This is a genomic window from Streptomyces agglomeratus, from assembly GCF_001746415.1.
Taxonomy (GTDB): domain Bacteria; phylum Actinomycetota; class Actinomycetes; order Streptomycetales; family Streptomycetaceae; genus Streptomyces; species Streptomyces agglomeratus.
This window is the reverse complement of sequence record NZ_MEHJ01000001.1, coordinates 5,543,002-5,558,626: the sequence shown is the minus strand read 5'-3', so window position 1 is coordinate 5,558,626 and position 15,625 is coordinate 5,543,002. Positions and strand designations below refer to the sequence as shown.

Genomic DNA, 15,625 nt, shown 5'->3' with positions numbered 1-15,625 from the left:
CGAACCCGAAGGGGCCGGGGAGAGTGAGGGCCTTGCCCACGCCGCCCGCCCGACGGACCACGGTTGACCCTGCCGCAGCGTCAGGGTTTCTACTGAGGGCATGCGGATCGGAGAACTCGCCGCGCTCGCCGGGGTCACCCCGCGGGCCGTGCGGCACTACCACCATCAAGGGCTGCTGCCGGAGCCCCCTCGGCGGCCGAACGGGTACCGGGTGTACGGGGTGCGGCACGCCGTAGTACTGGCGCGGATCAGGCGGCTCACCGAGCTCGGGCTCGGGCTCGACGAGGTGCGGGACGTCCTCGCCGACGACGCGGGGGCCGAGCTCGCCGTCGTCCTGCGTGAACTCGACGACGACCTCGCGCGCCAGGAGACGGAGATCCGGCGGCGGCGGGAGCGGCTCGGGGAGCTGCTCGCGCAGGCCGAGGCCGGGACGCTGCCCGCCGAGGGGCCCCTCCCGCCCGCGCTGGCCGGGCTGCTGGGCGCGCTGCCGGTCACCGATTCGCCATCGGCGGCGAAGGACCGGGCCCACCTGACCCTGCTGGCCGGGGACGGGCGCGGCGACGCGGTCCTGGAGGCGCTCGCGCCGGTGACCCAGGACCCCCGGGTACCGGCGCTGTACGAGCGGCTCGACGCGCTCGCCGACGCCCCGCTCGGCGACCCCCGTATCGGGCCGCTCGCCGACGAGCTGGCGGCGGCCGTGCCGGACGCCGTGATCGCGGCGATCCCGGCCGAGGGGCCCGTCGCGGCGGCCGGTGCGTACGGGGACGCCATGCTCGCGGACTTCGCTCCCGCCCAGGCCGCCGTCGTACGACGGGTGATGGAGCTGCTCGCGGAAAGGATGCGGCGATGACGGGGCGGGGGGCCGTGGGGGTCCTCGTCGCGGGGGCCGAGATCGCGCTGGTCACGTGCCTGGTGGCCGGGGTCCGCGTGCCGCCGCCGGTGGTGGTCGCCGCCGAAGCCGTGGTGCTCGTAATGCTGCTGTGGCAGGGCCCCCGGGTGTGGCGGCTGTACGCCGACGAGGGCTGGGCGGCGGTGCGCGCCGCCGCGCCGGTGCGTCTCCTGCGGCTCGTCGGCCACGAGCTGCGGGCCCTGCACAGCCTCGCGCTGTGGGTGGCCCGGCGGCGGCACGGGGTCGGCAGGCCGGGCGCGTACGCGGCGCCGTACACCGGGCCGCAAACGGCGATGATGTACGGCCTTCTCTTCGTCGCCGTCGTCGAGACGGTGATGCTGGCCCTGCTCATCCCGTGGCCGGCGGTGCACGCCGTCGTGCTCTTCCTGGACGTCTACACGGTCGTCCAGATCCTCGGACTGCACGCCGGCTGCGTCACCCGGCCGCACGTGGTGGCGGCGGACGGTTCGCTGCGCATCCGGTACGGCGGGTTCTACGACGTGCGCGTACCGGCCGCCGCCATCGGTTCCGTACGCGTCGACCGGCGCCACTCCGACGCCAAGGAGGACGGCGTACTCGGCCTCGGCGTGGGCGGGCAGACGACCGTGCTGGTGGAACTGACCGAGCCCGTCTCCTACCTGCGGCCGCTCGGGGCGCGCGCCGAGGCGCGGGCCGTGCGTTTCCACGCCGACGACCCGCGCGCGCTCGTCGCCGCCGTCACGCGGGGGCGAACACCACCTTCGCCGATCCCGGGTCCGCCTGTGTGAGCCGGACCCTGATGCGCTCCCCCAGCGGGAGTTCCCCTTCGCCGCCCTCGACCCGCCCCACGACCGCCACGTCCTCCAGATGTACGGTGCCGACGGCCCGGTCGCCCTCCTTCACGTCGACCACGTGCGCGTTGAACACATCGCCCACCCGGTCCTTCAGCAGCGCCGCCTCGACGATGTCGACGCACTCGCGCTCGACCGTCCCGGCCAGCCGCGTCCCGCGCGCCATCTCCTGCGGGAGGCGGGGCAGCGCGTCCCGTACCCACTGCGGCGGCTCCTCGCCCGCGACGGCGGCGACGCACAGCTCGCCCGCGTAACGGTCGACGAGGCGGCGCAGCGGGGCCGTGCAGTGCGTGTACGGGGCCGCGACCGCCGCGTGGACCGCCGGTACGGGCACCTCGCCGTTGGTGAAGACGGTGTAGCCCGCCCCGCGCAGCAGCGTCGTGCACTCCTGGAGGAACGCGGCGTGCGCGGCCTTCGTCGGGTCCAGCGAACGGACGATCCCGGCGTACGACGTGTGGTGCGGCCACTCGATCCGCAGCGCCTGCGCCGACCGGCGCAGGCGGGCCACCTCGCCGAGCGGGGCGGCGGGCAGGGTGCGCAGGACGCCGGTGCCGCTGGCGGTCATCAGGTCGGCGGCGACCATGCCGGTGAGGAGGGAGATCTGGGCGTTCCAGCCGTCGGCGGGCAGCGGGGCGCGGAAACCCGGGAAGTACGAGTCGCCGCGCTCGACGATCTCCTGCTCCGGGACGTTCAGCGAGATCCCGCCGCGTTCGCGCTCCAGCGCCTCGCGCAGCAGTCCGATGTCGCGCAGCAGCGCGACCGGCTCCTCGGCGGTGCCCTCGTCGATCCGCTGCTGGACGCCGGAGTAGTCGAACCTGGCCCGGCTGCGTACGAGCGCACGCCGCACGTCGACCGCTTCGGTGTGCCCGTGCTCGTCGAGGTCGACGCGCCACAGCAGAGCGGGCCGGGTCTGGTCCGGGAGCAGGCTCGCGGCGCCCTCGGACAGCCGCGGCGGGTGCAGCGGGATCTTCCCGTCCGGGAAGTACAGGGTCATCACCCTGCGGTGCGCCTCGGCGTCGAGCGCGCTGCCCGGCGCGACGAAGGCGGCGACGTCGGCGATCGCGTAGTGCACGCGGTAGCCGCCGCCTCGGCGGGCCAGGTGCATCGCCTGGTCGAGGTCGACGGAGCCCGGCGGGTCGACGGTGAACAGCGGGATGCCGGTCGCGTCGTACCCGGGCAGCCGGGGGGACTTCGCGGCTTCTTCCGCTTCCGCGAGGACCTCGGCCGGGAACTCCCGCGGCACGTCGAGCGTGGTGCGCAGGGCGCGCAGGGCTGCCCGGAGGGGCGCCTCCGGTGCGCCGGTCACATGGATATGGCGGCGGGGCATGGTCCGAGCGTAGGCCGGGTGGGGCCGGGCGGCATGGCGGGAGCGGCTTACCCTGGCGTTTCGCCTGTACGTATCCGAAGGAGTTCCGCCGTGCTCGTGCTCTTGCCGCCGTCCGAGGGAAAGGCCGCCGGCGGTTCCGGCGCGCCCCTGAAGCCGGAGTCCCTCTCGCTGCCGGAGCTGGCCGGGGCGCGGGCCGCGGTGCTGGACGAGCTGGTGGAGCTGTGCGCCGCCGACGAGGAGAAGGCGCGTGTGGTCCTCGGGCTGAGCGAGGGGCTGCGCGGCGAGATCGCCAAGAACACCGGGCTGCGGACGGCGGGAGCGCGGCCGGCCGGGGAGATCTACACCGGCGTGCTGTACGACGCGCTGGACCTGGCCACCCTCGACGCGGCCGCGCGCCAGCGGGCCCGGCAGTCGCTGCTGGTGTTCTCCGGGCTGTGGGGCGCGGTGGGCATCGGCGACCGGATCCCTTCGTACCGGTGCTCCATGGGCGTGAAGCTGCCGGCGCTGGGAGCGCTGGGTGCGTTCTGGCGCGAGCCGATGGCCGCCGCGATGCCGGCGGCCGCCGGGAAGGGGCTGGTGCTGGACCTGCGGTCGTCGGCGTACGCGGCGGCGTGGAAGCCCAAGGGGGACGTGGCCGGGCGGACGGCGACCGTGCGGGTGCTGCACGCGCGGACCGACGCGAACGGGGTCGAGAAGCGGTCCGTCGTCAGCCACTTCAACAAGGCGACGAAGGGCCGGATCGTACGGGACCTGCTGGTGGCGGGAGCGGCTCCCGCCGGCCCGGCGGAGCTGGTGTCGGTGCTGCGTGATCTCGGGTACGTCGTGGAGGCGTCGGCACCGGAGAAGGCGGGGAAGGCGTGGGCCCTGGACGTGGTGGTGACCGAGATCCACTGAGCGTTGCAGGATACGCAACGCGCGTTGCGTAGTGCGCCTCGCGGCGGCACGATGGCGGCATGACTTCCGTGCTCGACCTCGCGCCCGTCGTCCCTGTCGTTGTCCTGGAGGACGCCGCCGACGCGGTGCCGCTCGCCCGCGCACTGGTCGCGGGCGGGCTGCCGGCGATCGAGGTGACCCTGCGGACGCCCGCCGCGCTCGACGCGATCCGGGCCGTCGCGGCCGAGGTGCCGGACGCGGTGGTCGGCGCCGGCACGGTGATCTCCCCGGCCCAGGTGGCCGACGCGGTGGCGGCCGGGGCCCGGTTCCTGGTCAGCCCGGGGTGGACGGACGCGCTGCTGGACGCGATGGCGCTGTCCGGGGTCCCGTTCCTGCCGGGGGTTTCCACGGCGTCGGAGGTGGTGGCGCTGCTGGAGCGCGGCGTGACGGAGATGAAGTTCTTCCCGGCCGAGGCGGCGGGCGGTACGTCGTACCTGAAGTCGCTGGGCGCGCCGCTCCCCCGGGCCCGCTTCTGCCCGACGGGGGGCATCACCCTTGCGTCGGCGCCCTCGTACCTGGCGCTGGCGAACGTCGGCTGCGTGGGCGGCACGTGGATGCTGCCGCCGGACGCGCTGGCCGCGAAGGACTGGGGCCGGGTGGAGACCCTGGCCCGGGAGGCGGCGGCCCTGCGCAGGTAGGGCCCGCGTGGGGCCCTTCCCCGCCCCGCTGCTTCCCGGACCGGGGCTGCGCCCCGGACCGCCCGGCACAGCGCGGCCGAGCCCGACGGCTCACCGCAGGTGCGACGTGTCGTTCAGCAGGCGCAGCGACGCGTTGCCGTCCGCGTAGTACGCCACCGCCGACAGTGACGCCGCCGAAAGCTCCATCCGGAACAGCGACTCGGGCGGCGCCCCCAGCGCCAGGCGTACCAGCGTCTTGACCGGCGTCACGTGCGTGACGACCAGGATCGTGCGGCCCGCGTAACGGGCGATCAGCTTGTCCCGGGCCGTCGACACCCGCCGCGCCACCGTCGCGAAGCTCTCGCCGCCGCCCGTGGGTGCCGCCTTGGGGGAAGCCAGCCAGGCATTCATGTCGTCGGGGTAGCGCTCGCGGACCTCGGCGAAGGTCAGGCCCTCCCACGCCCCGAAATCCGTTTCGCGCAGGCCCTGCTCGACGTGTACGTCGAGTCCGAGCCGCGCCGCCACTGCGTCCGCCGTCTCACGGCAGCGCCGCAGCGGGGAGCTGACGATCTCCTGGACGGTGCCGCGCGCCGCGAGGGTCCTGGCGACCGCCTCGGCCTGGCGGCGGCCGACCGCCGACAGCTCCGGGTCCGAGCCACCGCTCCCGGAGAACCGCTTCTCGGGGGTGAGCGCGGTCTCGCCGTGGCGCAGCAGCACGAAGGTCGAGGGCGTGCCCAGGTCCGCGGAGGCGCCCCAGCCCACGGCGGGGGTGGCGGGGACGGGCTCGGCCTCGGCGGCGTCCGGCAGAGCCAGCGGCTCGGCCACCGCCCGGCCCAGCGCCGCCCGGGCCTTCGCCGCGCCGGCCACCGCGTCGCCCACCACCCGCGGCGGGGCGGAAGCACGGGAGGCGAGGTCGGCGGTGGAAGCCGAGGGCTCCCACTTCTTCCCCTTCTTGCCCGCGTCCATCGCCTCGTTGGCGAGCCGGTCGGCGTGCTTGTTCTTCTCCCGCGGGATCCACTCGTAGGTGACCCGCACGCGCGGGAAGACGGTCGCGGCCTCGGCCGCGAGCGGCTTCATGTCGGGGTGCTTGATCTTCCAGCGGCCGGACATCTGCTCCACGACGAGCTTGGAGTCCATCCGGACATGGACGGTCGCGTCGGGCGCGAGCGCGTGCGCGGCGCGCAGCCCGGCGATCAGGCCCTTGTACTCCGCGACGTTGTTCGTGGCGACGCCGATGTACTCGGCGGCCTCGGCCAGCGTCTCCCCCGTCTCCGGGTCGAGGACGACCGCGCCGTAGCCGGCGGGGCCCGGGTTGCCCCGGGAGCCGCCGTCGGCCTCGACGACGAAGCTGCGTCCCACGGCTACAGGCCGGACTCGGACGTACGGACCAGGATGCGGCGGCAGTTCTCGCACCGCAGCACCGTGTCGGGGGCGGCGGCCCGCACCTCGTTGACCTCGGTGATGTTGAGCTCCAGCTGGCAGCCCTCGCAGCGGCGCTGGTAGAGGCGGGCCGCGCCGACGCCGCCGGACTGGACGCGGAGCTTCTCGTACAGCTTCAGGAGGTCGGCGGGGATGGTCGCGGACGCGACCTCGCGCTGCTTGGTGACCGTGGCGACCTCGCCGTCGATCTGCTGGGTGGCGGCGTCGCGGCGCGCGGTCGCGTCGTCGACCTTGCCCTGGACGGAGGAGACGCGCTCGGTCAGCTCGGCGACCCGCTCCTGGATGGACTCGCGGCGCTCCATGACTTCGAGGACGACGTCCTCCAGGTCACCCTGGCGCTTGGCGAGCGAGACGATCTCGCGCTGGAGGTTCTCCAGGTCCTTGGGCGACGAGACGGCGCCCGAGTCGAGGCGCTGCTGGTCGCGCACGGCGCGCTGGCGGACCTGGTCGACGTCCTGCTCGGCCTTGGTCTGCTCGCGGCTGGTGTCGCTCTCCTCGGTCTGCGCGGCGACCAGCAGGTCGCGAAGCTGCGCGAGGTCCTTGGTGAGCGATTCGATCTCGGCGTGCTCCGGGAGGGAGTTGCGCCGGTGGGCGAGCTGGGACAGGCGCAGGTCGAGGGCCTGTACGTCGAGGAGACGGATCTGGTCGGCGGGCGCGGCGTTCAGTTGGGGGCTCCAGAAGGATCAAAGGGGGCGCGCGAAGCGCTCGTCGGAAGGGCGGAAGTGGGGGCGTGGTGGGAGGTCCAGGGGTCGGTGACCGTCTTCGAGACGTGGACGCGCAGGTCCCATCCGTGACGGTCCGAGATCTCGTCCAGCTGGGCGGCGGCCTGCTCGCACCAGGGCCACTCAGTGGCCCAGTGCGCGGCGTCGATCAGCGCGAGGGGAGTCTGTTCGCGGGCCTCGGACGCCGGGTGGTGGCGCAGGTCGGCCGTGACGAAGGCGTCGACGCCCGCTGCCCGTACGTCGGCGAAGAGGCTGTCGCCCGAGCCGCCGCTGACGGCGACCCGGCTGATGAGGGCGTCTGGGTCACCGGCCACGCGGATGCCCTGCGCGGTGGCGGGCAGCCGGGCGGCGACACGGGCGGCGAAGTGGCCGAGGGTGGCCGGGGGATCGAGTTCGCAGACGCGGCCGAGACCGCGGCGGCCGGAGGAGTCGGTGGGGTCGGGGACCAGCGGTCCGGTGACCCGCAGGTCCAGCGCTCCGGCGAGGGCGTCGGAGACCCCGGGGTCGGCGCTGTCGGCGTTGGTGTGGGCGACGTGCAGCGCGATGTCGTTCTTGATGAGGGTGTGCACGGCGCGGCCCTTGAAGGTGGACGCCGCGACCGTCGTCGTCCCGCGCAGGTAGAGCGGGTGGTGGGTGACCAGCAGGTTCGCGCCGAGCTTCACCGCTTCGTCGACGGTCTCCTGGACCGGGTCGACGGCGAAGAGGACCCGGGTCACCTCCGCGTCGGGTTCGCCGCAGACCGTGCCGACCGCGTCCCAGCTTTCGGCCCGCTCGGGGGGCCATAGGGCGTCGAGTGCGGCGATGACTTCAGACAGACGGGGCACGCAGACAGGTTACCTGCGCCGCGTGCCCCACCCACCATGGCGTGGGTGGCCCGCTCGGCCGGCCCCCGTTACTTGACCAGGTACGTGCGCAGGTCGTCGAGGACCCGGTCGGCGGCGGTCACGCCGAGGCCCAGGTACCAGGTCTCGTCGGGTACGTCCTTGGCCCGGCCGTTCTTCACGGCGCCGAGCTTCTTCCAGAGGGCGTTGTCCTCGGCCTTGTCCCGGCTGGTGGCGCCGGGGTCGCCGTAGACGCCGGTGAAGATCCAGTCGGCGTCCGCCTCGTCGATCTTCTCGGGGCTGATCTCGGCGGCCAGGTCGTTGACCCGCTGGTTGGCCGGCCGCGGCAGGCCCGCGTCCTGGAGGATGGTGCCGATGAAGGACGCCTTGGCGTACAGGCGGATCTTGCCGGGGAGGTAGCGGACCATCGAGACGGTCGGCTTCTCCTCGCCGATGTCGGTGCCGAGCCGCTTCGCCTTCTTCTCGTACGCGGCGAGCGCGGTCTCCGCGTCGGCGCTCTTGTCGAGGGCCGCGGCGTTGAGGAGGTAGTTCTCCTTCCACGTGAAGCCCGGACGGATGGAGAAGACGGTCGGTGCGATCGCCGACAGTTCCTTGTACTTGTCGGCGGCGCGCAGTTGGCTGCCGAGGATGAGGTCGGGCTTGAGGGCCGCGATCGCCTCCAGGTTGAGGCTGTTGATCGTGCCGACGCTCCTGGGGGTGCCGGCGTCCTTCTTGAGGTAGCCGGGGATGCCCTCGTCGCCCTCGGCGGGCGCGTAGCCGACGGGCTTGATGCCGAGCGAGACGACGTTGTCGAGCTCACCGACGTCGAGGACGACGACTCGCTCGGGCGCGGCCTTCAGCTCGGTCGTGCCCATGGCGTGGGTGAGGGTGCGCGGGAACTGGCCGGCCTTGGCGTCCGTACCGTACGCGGCGGTCTTGGCGGCGGCGTCGGCGAAGTCCTTGCCGCCCTGCGCCACGGCCTTCTTGTCGCCGCCCTTCGCCGCGTCGCTCTTGGCGTCGGTGTCGCCGCTCCCGCAGGCGGTGAGGGCGAGCGCGGCGGCCACGGCCAGGGAGACAGCGGTGGCACCGCGGCGTCGTACGGACATCAAGAGCTCCTGACAGGGGCGGTTAGGTTCGCCTTACTTTATCGACATGGGGACATCTCCCAGCACACCGGCCCCCGCGACCTCAGCGGAATCGGACGATGGCCACCCTTATGTGTGAAGTGGGCGGTCTCGTGTTGTTCGGCAGGAAGTGCGAAAACTAGCTTCGTCAGCCGGAGGTGATGGCCTGATGACGGCCTGTGCCATCGAGACCGCGGCCGACGGTGACGCGGTGCGCGAGGCGGTGTTCACGATCGCCGCCGACGGTTCCTACGCCGCGCGGCTGGCGGGCGAGGGCGACGCGCGGTTCCCCGAGCGGTGGACGCTCGGCGGACCCGAGCCCTACGCCGTACCGCTGCCCGCCGACCAGCCCGAGGAGCCGGACACCGGGCTCCTGCCGCTGACGGACGGTCGGGTGCTGATCCACCGGCGCCACGGCGGCGCCTCGCACGCCTTCGGCGGTGGCGAAGGGCGGCACTCCTTCTCGCTGCTGTATCCGACGGGGCCGCGGACCGGGGAGCTGCCGGTGGGGGCGGTCGAGTGCGAGCGGCTGGAGCTGTTGCCGCCTGCCCCGGACGGCTCGTGCGCGTACGCCCTGTCCGTCGGGGAACGGTCCACGACGGTGTGGCTGGTGGCGGGCGGCGCCTTCGGGCCCGAGTACGTCGCCGAGATCGCGGGGCGCTGCTCGGGAGGCGTCTGGCTGGACCGTACGGGACGGATGCTCGCCCTGGACCGGGAGAGCGACGGGGTGACGAAGGCGGTGGCGGTCGACCTGGAGCGGGGCGGGGAGGTGACGCCGCTGCTCCAGATCGCGGAGGGCAGCAACGACCGGCTGCTGCTGGCCGATCCGGACAGCGGGCTGCTGCTGATCCGGTCGGACGCGCCGGGGCACGACCGCCTGGGGTGGGGAGTGCTGGGCAGCATGCGGCCGGTGCGCTTCCCGGAGTGCCTGGGCCCGGCCGGTCTCACGGTGACGCCGTTCGCGGTGCAGCCGGGGCAGGTTCTGACGCCGGAGAGCTGCGCGGTGGCCCTGCGCGTGGACGGGACGGCGGGGAGCTGGGTGGGGGTGTGGCGTCCCTCGGGGCGGCGGCTGCATCACCTCCCGGCGCCGCAGGGGTGGTTGCCGGGTGCGGGGCTCTGGACGCCCGAGGGGGTGCTGCGCCTGCCGTACGCGACGGGGGCGGTGCCGTGCGGGGTGGCTCGGATCGAGGCCCCCGCGGATGCGGTGATCACGGAACCCGCACAAGTGGAACGCGCAGGTGGGGAACCATCCGCGGCTCCTGACACTCCTGTGGTGTGCAAGCCCGTACCGCTCCAGCAGGCGCCACTGACCGGGCGCGGAGCACGTGATTAGATCTTGTGCGGGGCTACGCGGTCGTTGCGGCTGAACGCCGGTGGTGACGGCGGGGCGGGCCTTGCACCACTGAAAGTGATCGCAGCGATTCCAGGGGATCTCCCAACATGTCTGAAGCCCGAACCGACACGACCCAGACGCGACCGCGGCCTTCGGCCGCCGAACGGGACGACGCCGGCCACCGCTCCGGCAAGCACCGCGGGGGTGCGGCCACGACGGAGGACTCCAGCGCCCCGGCCCAGGGCCGCCACCGCCGGGCGTAGCACCGGAGTTCCCGGCCGGGGGCGGGCCGCCGCGGCCCGCCCCCGGCCACTTCGGATCGTGCGGCGATCGGCGGCGGGAGGGCGGGAGCAGCCCCCCGGCGCCCTCATCCCCGCTTCAGGCCCAGTACCTCCGTGGCGGCGAAGGTCTCGTTCGGGGGGCGGTCGTCGAAGTACGGCGCGAGCCGCTCCGTCAGCTCCTCGTACGAGAACGCCTCCTTCGCCGTATCGAACTTGGCCGCGACCCTGGGGCGTTCCATGACCGCGACCATGCCGCCGTGCACGACGAGCAACTGGCCGTTGACCTTCCCGGCGGCGGGCGACGCCAGGTAGCCGACCAGCGGGGACACGTGCTCGGGGGCCAGCGCGTCGAGTTCGCCGCCGGCCGGCTCCGCGAAGCCCGCGAACACGTCGGCGGTCATCCTCGTCCGCGCGCGCGGACAGATCGCGTTGGCCGTCACGCCGTACTTTCCCAGCGCCAGCGCCGTGGACGTCGTCAGCCCGACGATCCCGCCTTTCGCCGCCGCGTAGTTGGGCTGGCCTGCCGAGCCCGCCAGGAACGCCTCCGACGACGTGTTGACGATCCGGCCGTAGACCGGGGCGCCCGCCGCCTTGGAGCGGGCGCGCCAGTGTGCCGCCGCGAAGTGCGTGGTGTTGAAGTGGCCCTTGAGGTGGACGCGGATCACCGAGTCCCACTCGTCCTCGGTCATCGAGAAGATCATCCGGTCGCGCAGAATCCCGGCGTTGTTGACCAGGATGTCCAGCTTGCCGTACGTGTCGACGGCCAGCCGGACGAGCGCGCCCGCCTGTTCGTGGTCCGCCACGTCGCCGAGGTGGGCCACCGCCCGGCCGCCGGCCGCCCGGATCTCCGCGGCCACCTCCTCGGCCGGGGCCGCCGACGCCTCGCCCGATCCGTCGCGCCCCGGCTGCCCGTAGTCGTTGACGACGACGCTCGCGCCGAGCCGGGCCAGTTCCAGGGCCTCGGCGCGGCCGAGCCCGCGGCCCGCGCCGGTGACGATCGCGCACAGGCCGTCGAGCGGCAGCGCTCCCGGTGACAGTGACATCCGCCGCCCCCTCAGATCTCGATGCACGTGCGCAGGGCCTCGCCCGTACGCATCTGGTCCAGGGCGTCGTTGATCCCTTCCAGCCGCACCCGGTGGGTGATCAGGCCCTCCAGGTCGATCCGGCCGGCGCGCCACAGCGCGATGGCCCGCTCGTACGACCTCAGAACGTCACCGCCCCCGTACATGGACGGCAGTATCCGCTTCTCGTCGAAGAACAGCTCGAACATGTTGAGCTGGAAGAAGTCGTCCATCGCCCCCGCGCCCACGACGCACAGGGTGCCGCCGCGCCGCGTCGTCTCGTACGCGGTCCGGGCCGTGGCCGACCGGCCGACGACCTCGAAGACGTAGTCGAAGCCCTCGCCCGCGGTGACGCGCTGCCTGGCGTCGGCGAGTCCGTCCGGCGAGACCGCTTCCGTGGCTCCGAACCTCAGCGCCGACTCGCGCCGGGAGGCGACCGGGTCGACGGCGACGATCTGGGCCGCGCCCTGGACCCGCGCGCCCTGGATCGCGGAGATGCCGACGCCGCCGCAGCCGATGACCGCGACCGACGAGCCGGCCTCCACGCGCGCGGTGTTGATGGCCGCGCCCAGGCCCGTCGTCACGCCGCAGCCGATCAGCGCGGCGATCTCGTACGGCAGGTCGTCGGGTATCGGGACGGCGCAGCCCGCGTCGACCACGACCTCCTCGGTGAAGGTGCCGGTCCCGGCGAAGCCGAAGACGTCACCGCCGGGGCGCTTGAAGTTGGGCGTGCCCGCGTTCATGAGCCCGGCCAGGCACAGGTGCGTCTGGCCGCGCCGGCACGACGGGCAGGCGCCGCACGCGGGCAGCCAGCAGACGAGGACCCGGTCGCCCCGGCTCAGCGTGGTGACGCCGTCGCCCACGTCGACGACCTCGCCCGCGCCTTCGTGTCCGGGGACGAAGGGCGCGGGCTGCGGCAGTACGCCGCTCATCGCGGAGAGGTCGGAGTGGCACAGGCCGGTGGCCCGGACGCGGATCTTGACCTTGCCGGGCCCGAAGCCCACCGCCTCGACGTCGTCGAGGACTTCGAGCTTGTCCTGCCCTATCTCGTGCAGTACGGCTGCGCGCACGGTACGGCTCCCTTCACGAAGTTCAGGTCAGGTGTGTACGACGGTGGTGTCGGCCAGTACCGGCGCGTCGTCCCGCTCCACGGCGGTGACCGACACCTGGACGCGCCCCGGCGACTTCCACATCCGCAGGCGCAGGGTCTCGCCGGGGAAGACGACCCCGGCGAAGCGGGTGCTGTACGCGCCGACGCGCGTGACGTCGCCGCCGAGCACCGTGTCGACGACGGCCTTGAGCGTCATGCCGTACGAGCACAGGCCGTGCAGGATCGGCCGGTCGAAACCGGCGAGCTTCGCGAAGTCCGGGTCGGCGTGCAGCGGGTTCCAGTCGCCGGAGAGGCGGTAGAGCAGGGCCTGGTCCTCCCGTACCTGCCGCAGCTCCTCGGTGTCCGGCGCGCGGGTCGGCTGTTCGGTGCGGGCGGAGGGGCCGCGCTCGCCGCCGAAGCCGCCTTCGCCGCGTACGAAGATCTGGGTGTCGCTGGTCCACAGCGGCCCGTCGGCGTCGGCGGTCTCGGAGCGCAGCACGATGACCGCCGCCTTCCCCTTGTCGTACACCGCCTGGACCCTGGACGTCTGCACCGCCTCGCCCCGGACCGGGATCGGCCGGTGCAGCTCGATGCTCTGGCCGCCGTGCAGGACGTGGGCGAGGTCCACCTCGATGCCGGGCGCGGAGAGTCCGCCGGCCATCGCCATGCCGGCGCCCGCGACGGTGGCGAAGCTCGGCAGGACGTGCAGGCGGGATTCGAGGGTGTAGCGCAGTTCGCCGGGGTCGGTGGCGGGGGTGCCGGCGCCGAGGCCGAGGTGGTAGAGCTGGACGTCCTTGTGGTCCCAGGCGATCTCGGCGCTGCGGGGTTCGGCGGCGACGGCCTTTGCGGCATCGATGGGCATGGGGATGCTGCTCCTTGATGGATGGAAGACCTCGGTGCGGCCGTCCGCACCGTCGGTCGCACCGAGGTCGTACGGGACCGGCCGCGGACCGCCCGTTCTAGAACGCGTTCTAGGCCGATGGGGCCTATGTATAACGCACCCCCCGGCAGTTGTGAAGACACCGTGCTGACACATCGTCAGATGAACTCCGGCGCTCCGGGGGGCGGGCGCGGGACGCCGGGCCGGGACCGGGTTCGACAGCTCACCCGAACGCGTGCGGTCTCGCGCGTGTACGCCTCACGGACCCGGTCCGGGGCATAGGCTCCGACCGGCCCGCCGGTCCCGACCTCGAATCTGGAGCCACCCGTGATCAGAGTTCTCCTCGCCGAGGACCCGGGCATGACGCGCGGGGCTCTCGCCCGGCTGCTCGGCCTGGAGGCGGACATCGAGGTCGTCGCCCAGGTCGCGGCGGGCGACGAGATCGTGGACGCCGCCCTGGTCTCGCGCCCCGACGTGGCGCTCCTGGACATCGAGCTCCCCGGCCTCAGCGGCCTCGACGCCGCGGCGCTGCTGCGCGACGAGGCGCCGGACTGCCGGGTCGTCATCCTCACCACGTTCGCACGGCCCGGCTACCTGCGGCGGGCGCGGGAGGCGGGGGCGGCGGGCCTGCTGGTCAAGGACGGCCCGGTGCGGGACCTGGCCGCGACGATCCGCCGGGTGCTGACCGGCGAGACCGTCGTCGACCCGGCCCTCGCCGCCGCCGACGCCGGTCCGGGCCCTGGCCCGCTCACCGCCCGCGAGTGAGGCGTGCCCGCCTTACGTCCGCTGCGTACGGCGCGGCAGCCAGACCAGCATCAGCACCGCTCCCGCGAGCAGTGCGCCCGCCCCGACCCTGAAGGCGAGGGCGTAGCCGGCCGTCAGCGCCTCCGGGGTGGCGTCGCCCGCCGTCCGCGAGGCCGCGACCGTCGACAGCACCGCGAGGCCCAGCGCGCCGCCCATCGTGCGCGAGGTGTTGATGAGCCCGGACAGCAGTCCGGCGTCGCCCGCCCCGCCGCCGGATGTCGCGAGGGAGGCGAGCGGGGTCGACGCGAGTCCCGCGCCGACCATCATCACGATGCCGGGCCCGAGGACGGCGGTGAGGTACGACCCTCCGGCGCCCATCGTGGACTGCCACGCCATACCGCCGGCCGCCACCAGCGTGCCGGTGATCGCGACCCGGCGCGCACCGGCCCCGGCCATGAGGCGCGGGGCGAGCTTGGAGCCGAGCACGATGGCCAGCGAGCTGGGCACCAGGGCGAACCCGGCGCCGAGCGGGGTGTAGCCCAGGACGTTCTGTACGTACAGCGTCATGAAGAACCACATGCAGAACAGCGCGGAGCCGTTCACGAACATCGCGGCGTTGGCCGCCGAGACGGCCCGGACCCGGAAGAACTTCAGCGGCATCAGCGGCGCCTTCGTCCGCGCCTCCACCGCCACGAAGACGCCGAGGAGCGCGAGTCCCGCGGCCAGGGGCACGAGGGTGGCCGCAGCCGTCCAGCCCTCCGCCTCCGTCTGCACGATCCCGTACGCGAGGGTCGCGAGCCCGGCGGTGACCAGCAGCGCGCCGGGCAGGTCGAGCCGCCGGCCGTCCCTGGCATGGCTCTCGGCGAGCCACAGGGCGGCGGCCGCGAGCACCAGCGCGCCGACCGGGACGTTGATCAGCAGGACCCAGCGCCAGGACAGCGCGTCCGTCAGGGCGCCGCCGACGAGCCCGCCCGCCGCACCGCCGCCCGCGCCGACGGCCGACCACGTCCCGATGGCACGCGTCCTGGCGGGCCCTTCGGGGACGGCCGAGGTGAGGATGGTGAGCGTCGCGGGAGCGAGCACCGCCGCGCCCAGCCCCTGTACGGCGCGGGCGGCCAGCAGCTGCCAGTCCTCCTGGGCGAGCCCGCCCGCGAGGGACGCGGCGGTGAACAGTCCGAGCCCGGTCAGGAAGGTCCGCTTGCGGCCGAACAGGTCGGCGGCCCGCCCGCCGAGCAGCATGAAGCCGGCGAAGGCGATCGAGTAGGCGTTGACCACCCATTGCAGGCCGATCGCGCTGAGCCCGAGGTCGGCGCGCATGGAAGGCAGCGCGACATTGACGACGGACACGTCGAGGACCACGAGGAACTGGCCCGCGCAGGCGGCGAGTACGACGACCCACGTGCGGGACGGCTTACGGGCGGCGGGTATCCGGATCTTGGCGGAGGAAGAGGAGGCTTGGACCATGGCTGTCATGCTCGCAGCAACAATGTGCCCCGTACATCCGCGTGGGGGCGCACGGACGCCTCCGGGCAC

At 73.8% G+C, this 15,625-nt stretch carries 15 protein-coding genes and 1 pseudogene; 7 read left to right on the top strand and 9 right to left on the bottom strand.

Annotated features, from left to right (window positions below; translation table 11 throughout):
* The first annotated feature begins 100 nt into the window (after positions 1 to 100).
* Both AS594_RS24210 and AS594_RS24205 read left to right on the top strand, forming a co-directional pair.
* The gene (locus AS594_RS24210) at positions 101 to 850 is read left to right on the top strand and encodes a MerR family transcriptional regulator (protein WP_069928985.1); all 750 of its coding nucleotides are present in this window, start codon (positions 101 to 103) and stop codon (positions 848 to 850) included.
* Positions 847 to 1,656: a hypothetical protein gene (locus tag AS594_RS24205; RefSeq protein WP_069928984.1), complete on the top strand. Its 810-nt coding sequence runs from the start codon at positions 847 to 849 to the stop codon at positions 1,654 to 1,656. The genes AS594_RS24210 and AS594_RS24205 overlap by 4 nt, the downstream gene beginning before the upstream one ends.
* On the opposite strand, the gene AS594_RS24200 is transcribed toward AS594_RS24205, so the two are convergent.
* Entirely contained in the window at positions 1,607 to 3,046 is a 1,440-nt protein-coding gene (locus tag AS594_RS24200; RefSeq protein WP_069928983.1) for an RNB domain-containing ribonuclease, read from the bottom strand. The two genes, AS594_RS24205 and AS594_RS24200, sit on opposite strands and share 50 nt — an antisense overlap.
* Before the next feature lie 90 nt (positions 3,047 to 3,136).
* Here AS594_RS24200 and yaaA point away from each other — a divergent pair, with 90 nt between their 5' ends.
* Complete coding sequence (gene yaaA, locus AS594_RS24195; protein WP_069928982.1) at positions 3,137 to 3,940, top strand: peroxide stress protein YaaA; 804 nt, start codon at positions 3,137 to 3,139, stop codon at positions 3,938 to 3,940.
* Positions 3,941 to 3,999: 59 nt separating this feature from the next.
* Positions 4,000 to 4,617 (top strand): bifunctional 4-hydroxy-2-oxoglutarate aldolase/2-dehydro-3-deoxy-phosphogluconate aldolase, encoded by a 618-nt coding sequence (gene eda, locus AS594_RS24190; RefSeq protein WP_069935363.1) that lies wholly within the window; start codon positions 4,000 to 4,002, stop codon positions 4,615 to 4,617.
* Positions 4,618 to 4,707: 90 nt separating this feature from the next.
* On the opposite strand, the gene AS594_RS24185 is transcribed toward eda, so the two are convergent.
* From AS594_RS24185 to AS594_RS24170, 4 genes are all read right to left on the bottom strand, one after another.
* Entirely contained in the window at positions 4,708 to 5,955 is a 1,248-nt protein-coding gene (locus AS594_RS24185; RefSeq protein WP_069935362.1) for a bifunctional RNase H/acid phosphatase, read from the bottom strand.
* A 2-nt stretch (positions 5,956 to 5,957) separates the two neighbouring features.
* Positions 5,958 to 6,701: a CT398-like coiled coil hairpin domain-containing protein gene (locus AS594_RS24180; protein ID WP_079148745.1), complete on the bottom strand. Its 744-nt coding sequence runs from the start codon at positions 6,699 to 6,701 to the stop codon at positions 5,958 to 5,960.
* Positions 6,698 to 7,582: a Nif3-like dinuclear metal center hexameric protein gene (locus AS594_RS24175; protein WP_069928978.1), complete on the bottom strand. Its 885-nt coding sequence runs from the start codon at positions 7,580 to 7,582 to the stop codon at positions 6,698 to 6,700. Before AS594_RS24175 ends, AS594_RS24180 begins: the two co-directional genes overlap by 4 nt.
* Positions 7,583 to 7,650: 68 nt before the next feature.
* On the bottom strand, positions 7,651 to 8,685 hold the full coding sequence (locus AS594_RS24170) for an ABC transporter substrate-binding protein (RefSeq protein ID WP_069935361.1): 1,035 nt from the start codon (positions 8,683 to 8,685) through the stop codon (positions 7,651 to 7,653).
* A 187-nt stretch (positions 8,686 to 8,872) separates the two neighbouring features.
* Here AS594_RS24170 and AS594_RS24165 point away from each other — a divergent pair, with 187 nt between their 5' ends.
* Positions 8,873 to 10,036, top strand: a complete 1,164-nt coding sequence (locus tag AS594_RS24165) for a hypothetical protein (protein WP_069928976.1) — start codon at positions 8,873 to 8,875, stop codon at positions 10,034 to 10,036.
* Between the two features lie 107 nt (positions 10,037 to 10,143).
* Positions 10,144 to 10,299 carry a hypothetical protein gene (locus AS594_RS44760; protein WP_167368043.1) on the top strand — a complete coding sequence of 52 codons (156 nt, stop codon included), beginning with the start codon at positions 10,144 to 10,146 and terminating at the stop codon, positions 10,297 to 10,299.
* 104 nt (positions 10,300 to 10,403) lie between these two features.
* On the opposite strand, the gene AS594_RS24160 is transcribed toward AS594_RS44760, so the two are convergent.
* From AS594_RS24160 to AS594_RS24150, 3 genes are read right to left on the bottom strand one after another with little or no spacing between them, the layout of a single operon-like run.
* The gene (locus AS594_RS24160) at positions 10,404 to 11,360 is read right to left on the bottom strand and encodes a 3-oxoacyl-ACP reductase (protein ID WP_069928975.1); all 957 of its coding nucleotides are present in this window, start codon (positions 11,358 to 11,360) and stop codon (positions 10,404 to 10,406) included.
* Positions 11,361 to 11,371: 11 nt separating this feature from the next.
* The gene (locus AS594_RS24155) at positions 11,372 to 12,448 is read right to left on the bottom strand and encodes a Zn-dependent alcohol dehydrogenase (protein WP_069928974.1); all 1,077 of its coding nucleotides are present in this window, start codon (positions 12,446 to 12,448) and stop codon (positions 11,372 to 11,374) included.
* Between the two features lie 27 nt (positions 12,449 to 12,475).
* Complete coding sequence (locus tag AS594_RS24150; protein ID WP_069935360.1) at positions 12,476 to 13,330, bottom strand: MaoC/PaaZ C-terminal domain-containing protein; 855 nt, start codon at positions 13,328 to 13,330, stop codon at positions 12,476 to 12,478.
* 345 nt (positions 13,331 to 13,675) lie between these two features.
* Between AS594_RS24150 and AS594_RS24145 the strand changes: the two are divergent.
* Positions 13,676 to 14,110: pseudogene (locus tag AS594_RS24145) on the top strand (response regulator); the annotation flags it as partial.
* Between the two features lie 15 nt (positions 14,111 to 14,125).
* Here AS594_RS24145 and AS594_RS24140 read toward each other — a convergent pair.
* Positions 14,126 to 15,565, bottom strand: coding sequence for an MFS transporter (locus tag AS594_RS24140; RefSeq protein ID WP_079148744.1), 1,440 nt, complete (start codon positions 15,563 to 15,565; stop codon positions 14,126 to 14,128).
* Positions 15,566 to 15,625: the final 60 nt, after the last annotated feature.

Excerpts from the sequence above, each read along its gene's own strand:
- AS594_RS24205 (WP_069928984.1), top strand. The coding sequence starts at position 847 with ATGACGGGGCGGGGGGCCGTGGGGGTCCTCGTCGCGGGGGCCGAGATC.
- AS594_RS24200 (WP_069928983.1), bottom strand. The coding sequence starts at position 3,046 with ATGCCCCGCCGCCATATCCATGTGACCGGCGCACCGGAGGCGCCCCTC.
- AS594_RS24150 (WP_069935360.1), bottom strand. The coding sequence starts at position 13,330 with ATGCCCATCGATGCCGCAAAGGCCGTCGCCGCCGAACCCCGCAGCGCC.
- eda (WP_069935363.1), top strand. The coding sequence starts at position 4,000 with ATGACTTCCGTGCTCGACCTCGCGCCCGTCGTCCCTGTCGTTGTCCTG.
- AS594_RS44760 (WP_167368043.1), top strand. The coding sequence starts at position 10,144 with ATGTCTGAAGCCCGAACCGACACGACCCAGACGCGACCGCGGCCTTCG.
- AS594_RS24210 (WP_069928985.1), top strand. The coding sequence starts at position 101 with ATGCGGATCGGAGAACTCGCCGCGCTCGCCGGGGTCACCCCGCGGGCC.
- AS594_RS24170 (WP_069935361.1), bottom strand. The coding sequence starts at position 8,685 with ATGTCCGTACGACGCCGCGGTGCCACCGCTGTCTCCCTGGCCGTGGCC.
- AS594_RS24160 (WP_069928975.1), bottom strand. The coding sequence starts at position 11,360 with ATGTCACTGTCACCGGGAGCGCTGCCGCTCGACGGCCTGTGCGCGATC.
- AS594_RS24165 (WP_069928976.1), top strand. The coding sequence starts at position 8,873 with ATGACGGCCTGTGCCATCGAGACCGCGGCCGACGGTGACGCGGTGCGC.
- AS594_RS24140 (WP_079148744.1), bottom strand. The coding sequence starts at position 15,565 with ATGACAGCCATGGTCCAAGCCTCCTCTTCCTCCGCCAAGATCCGGATA.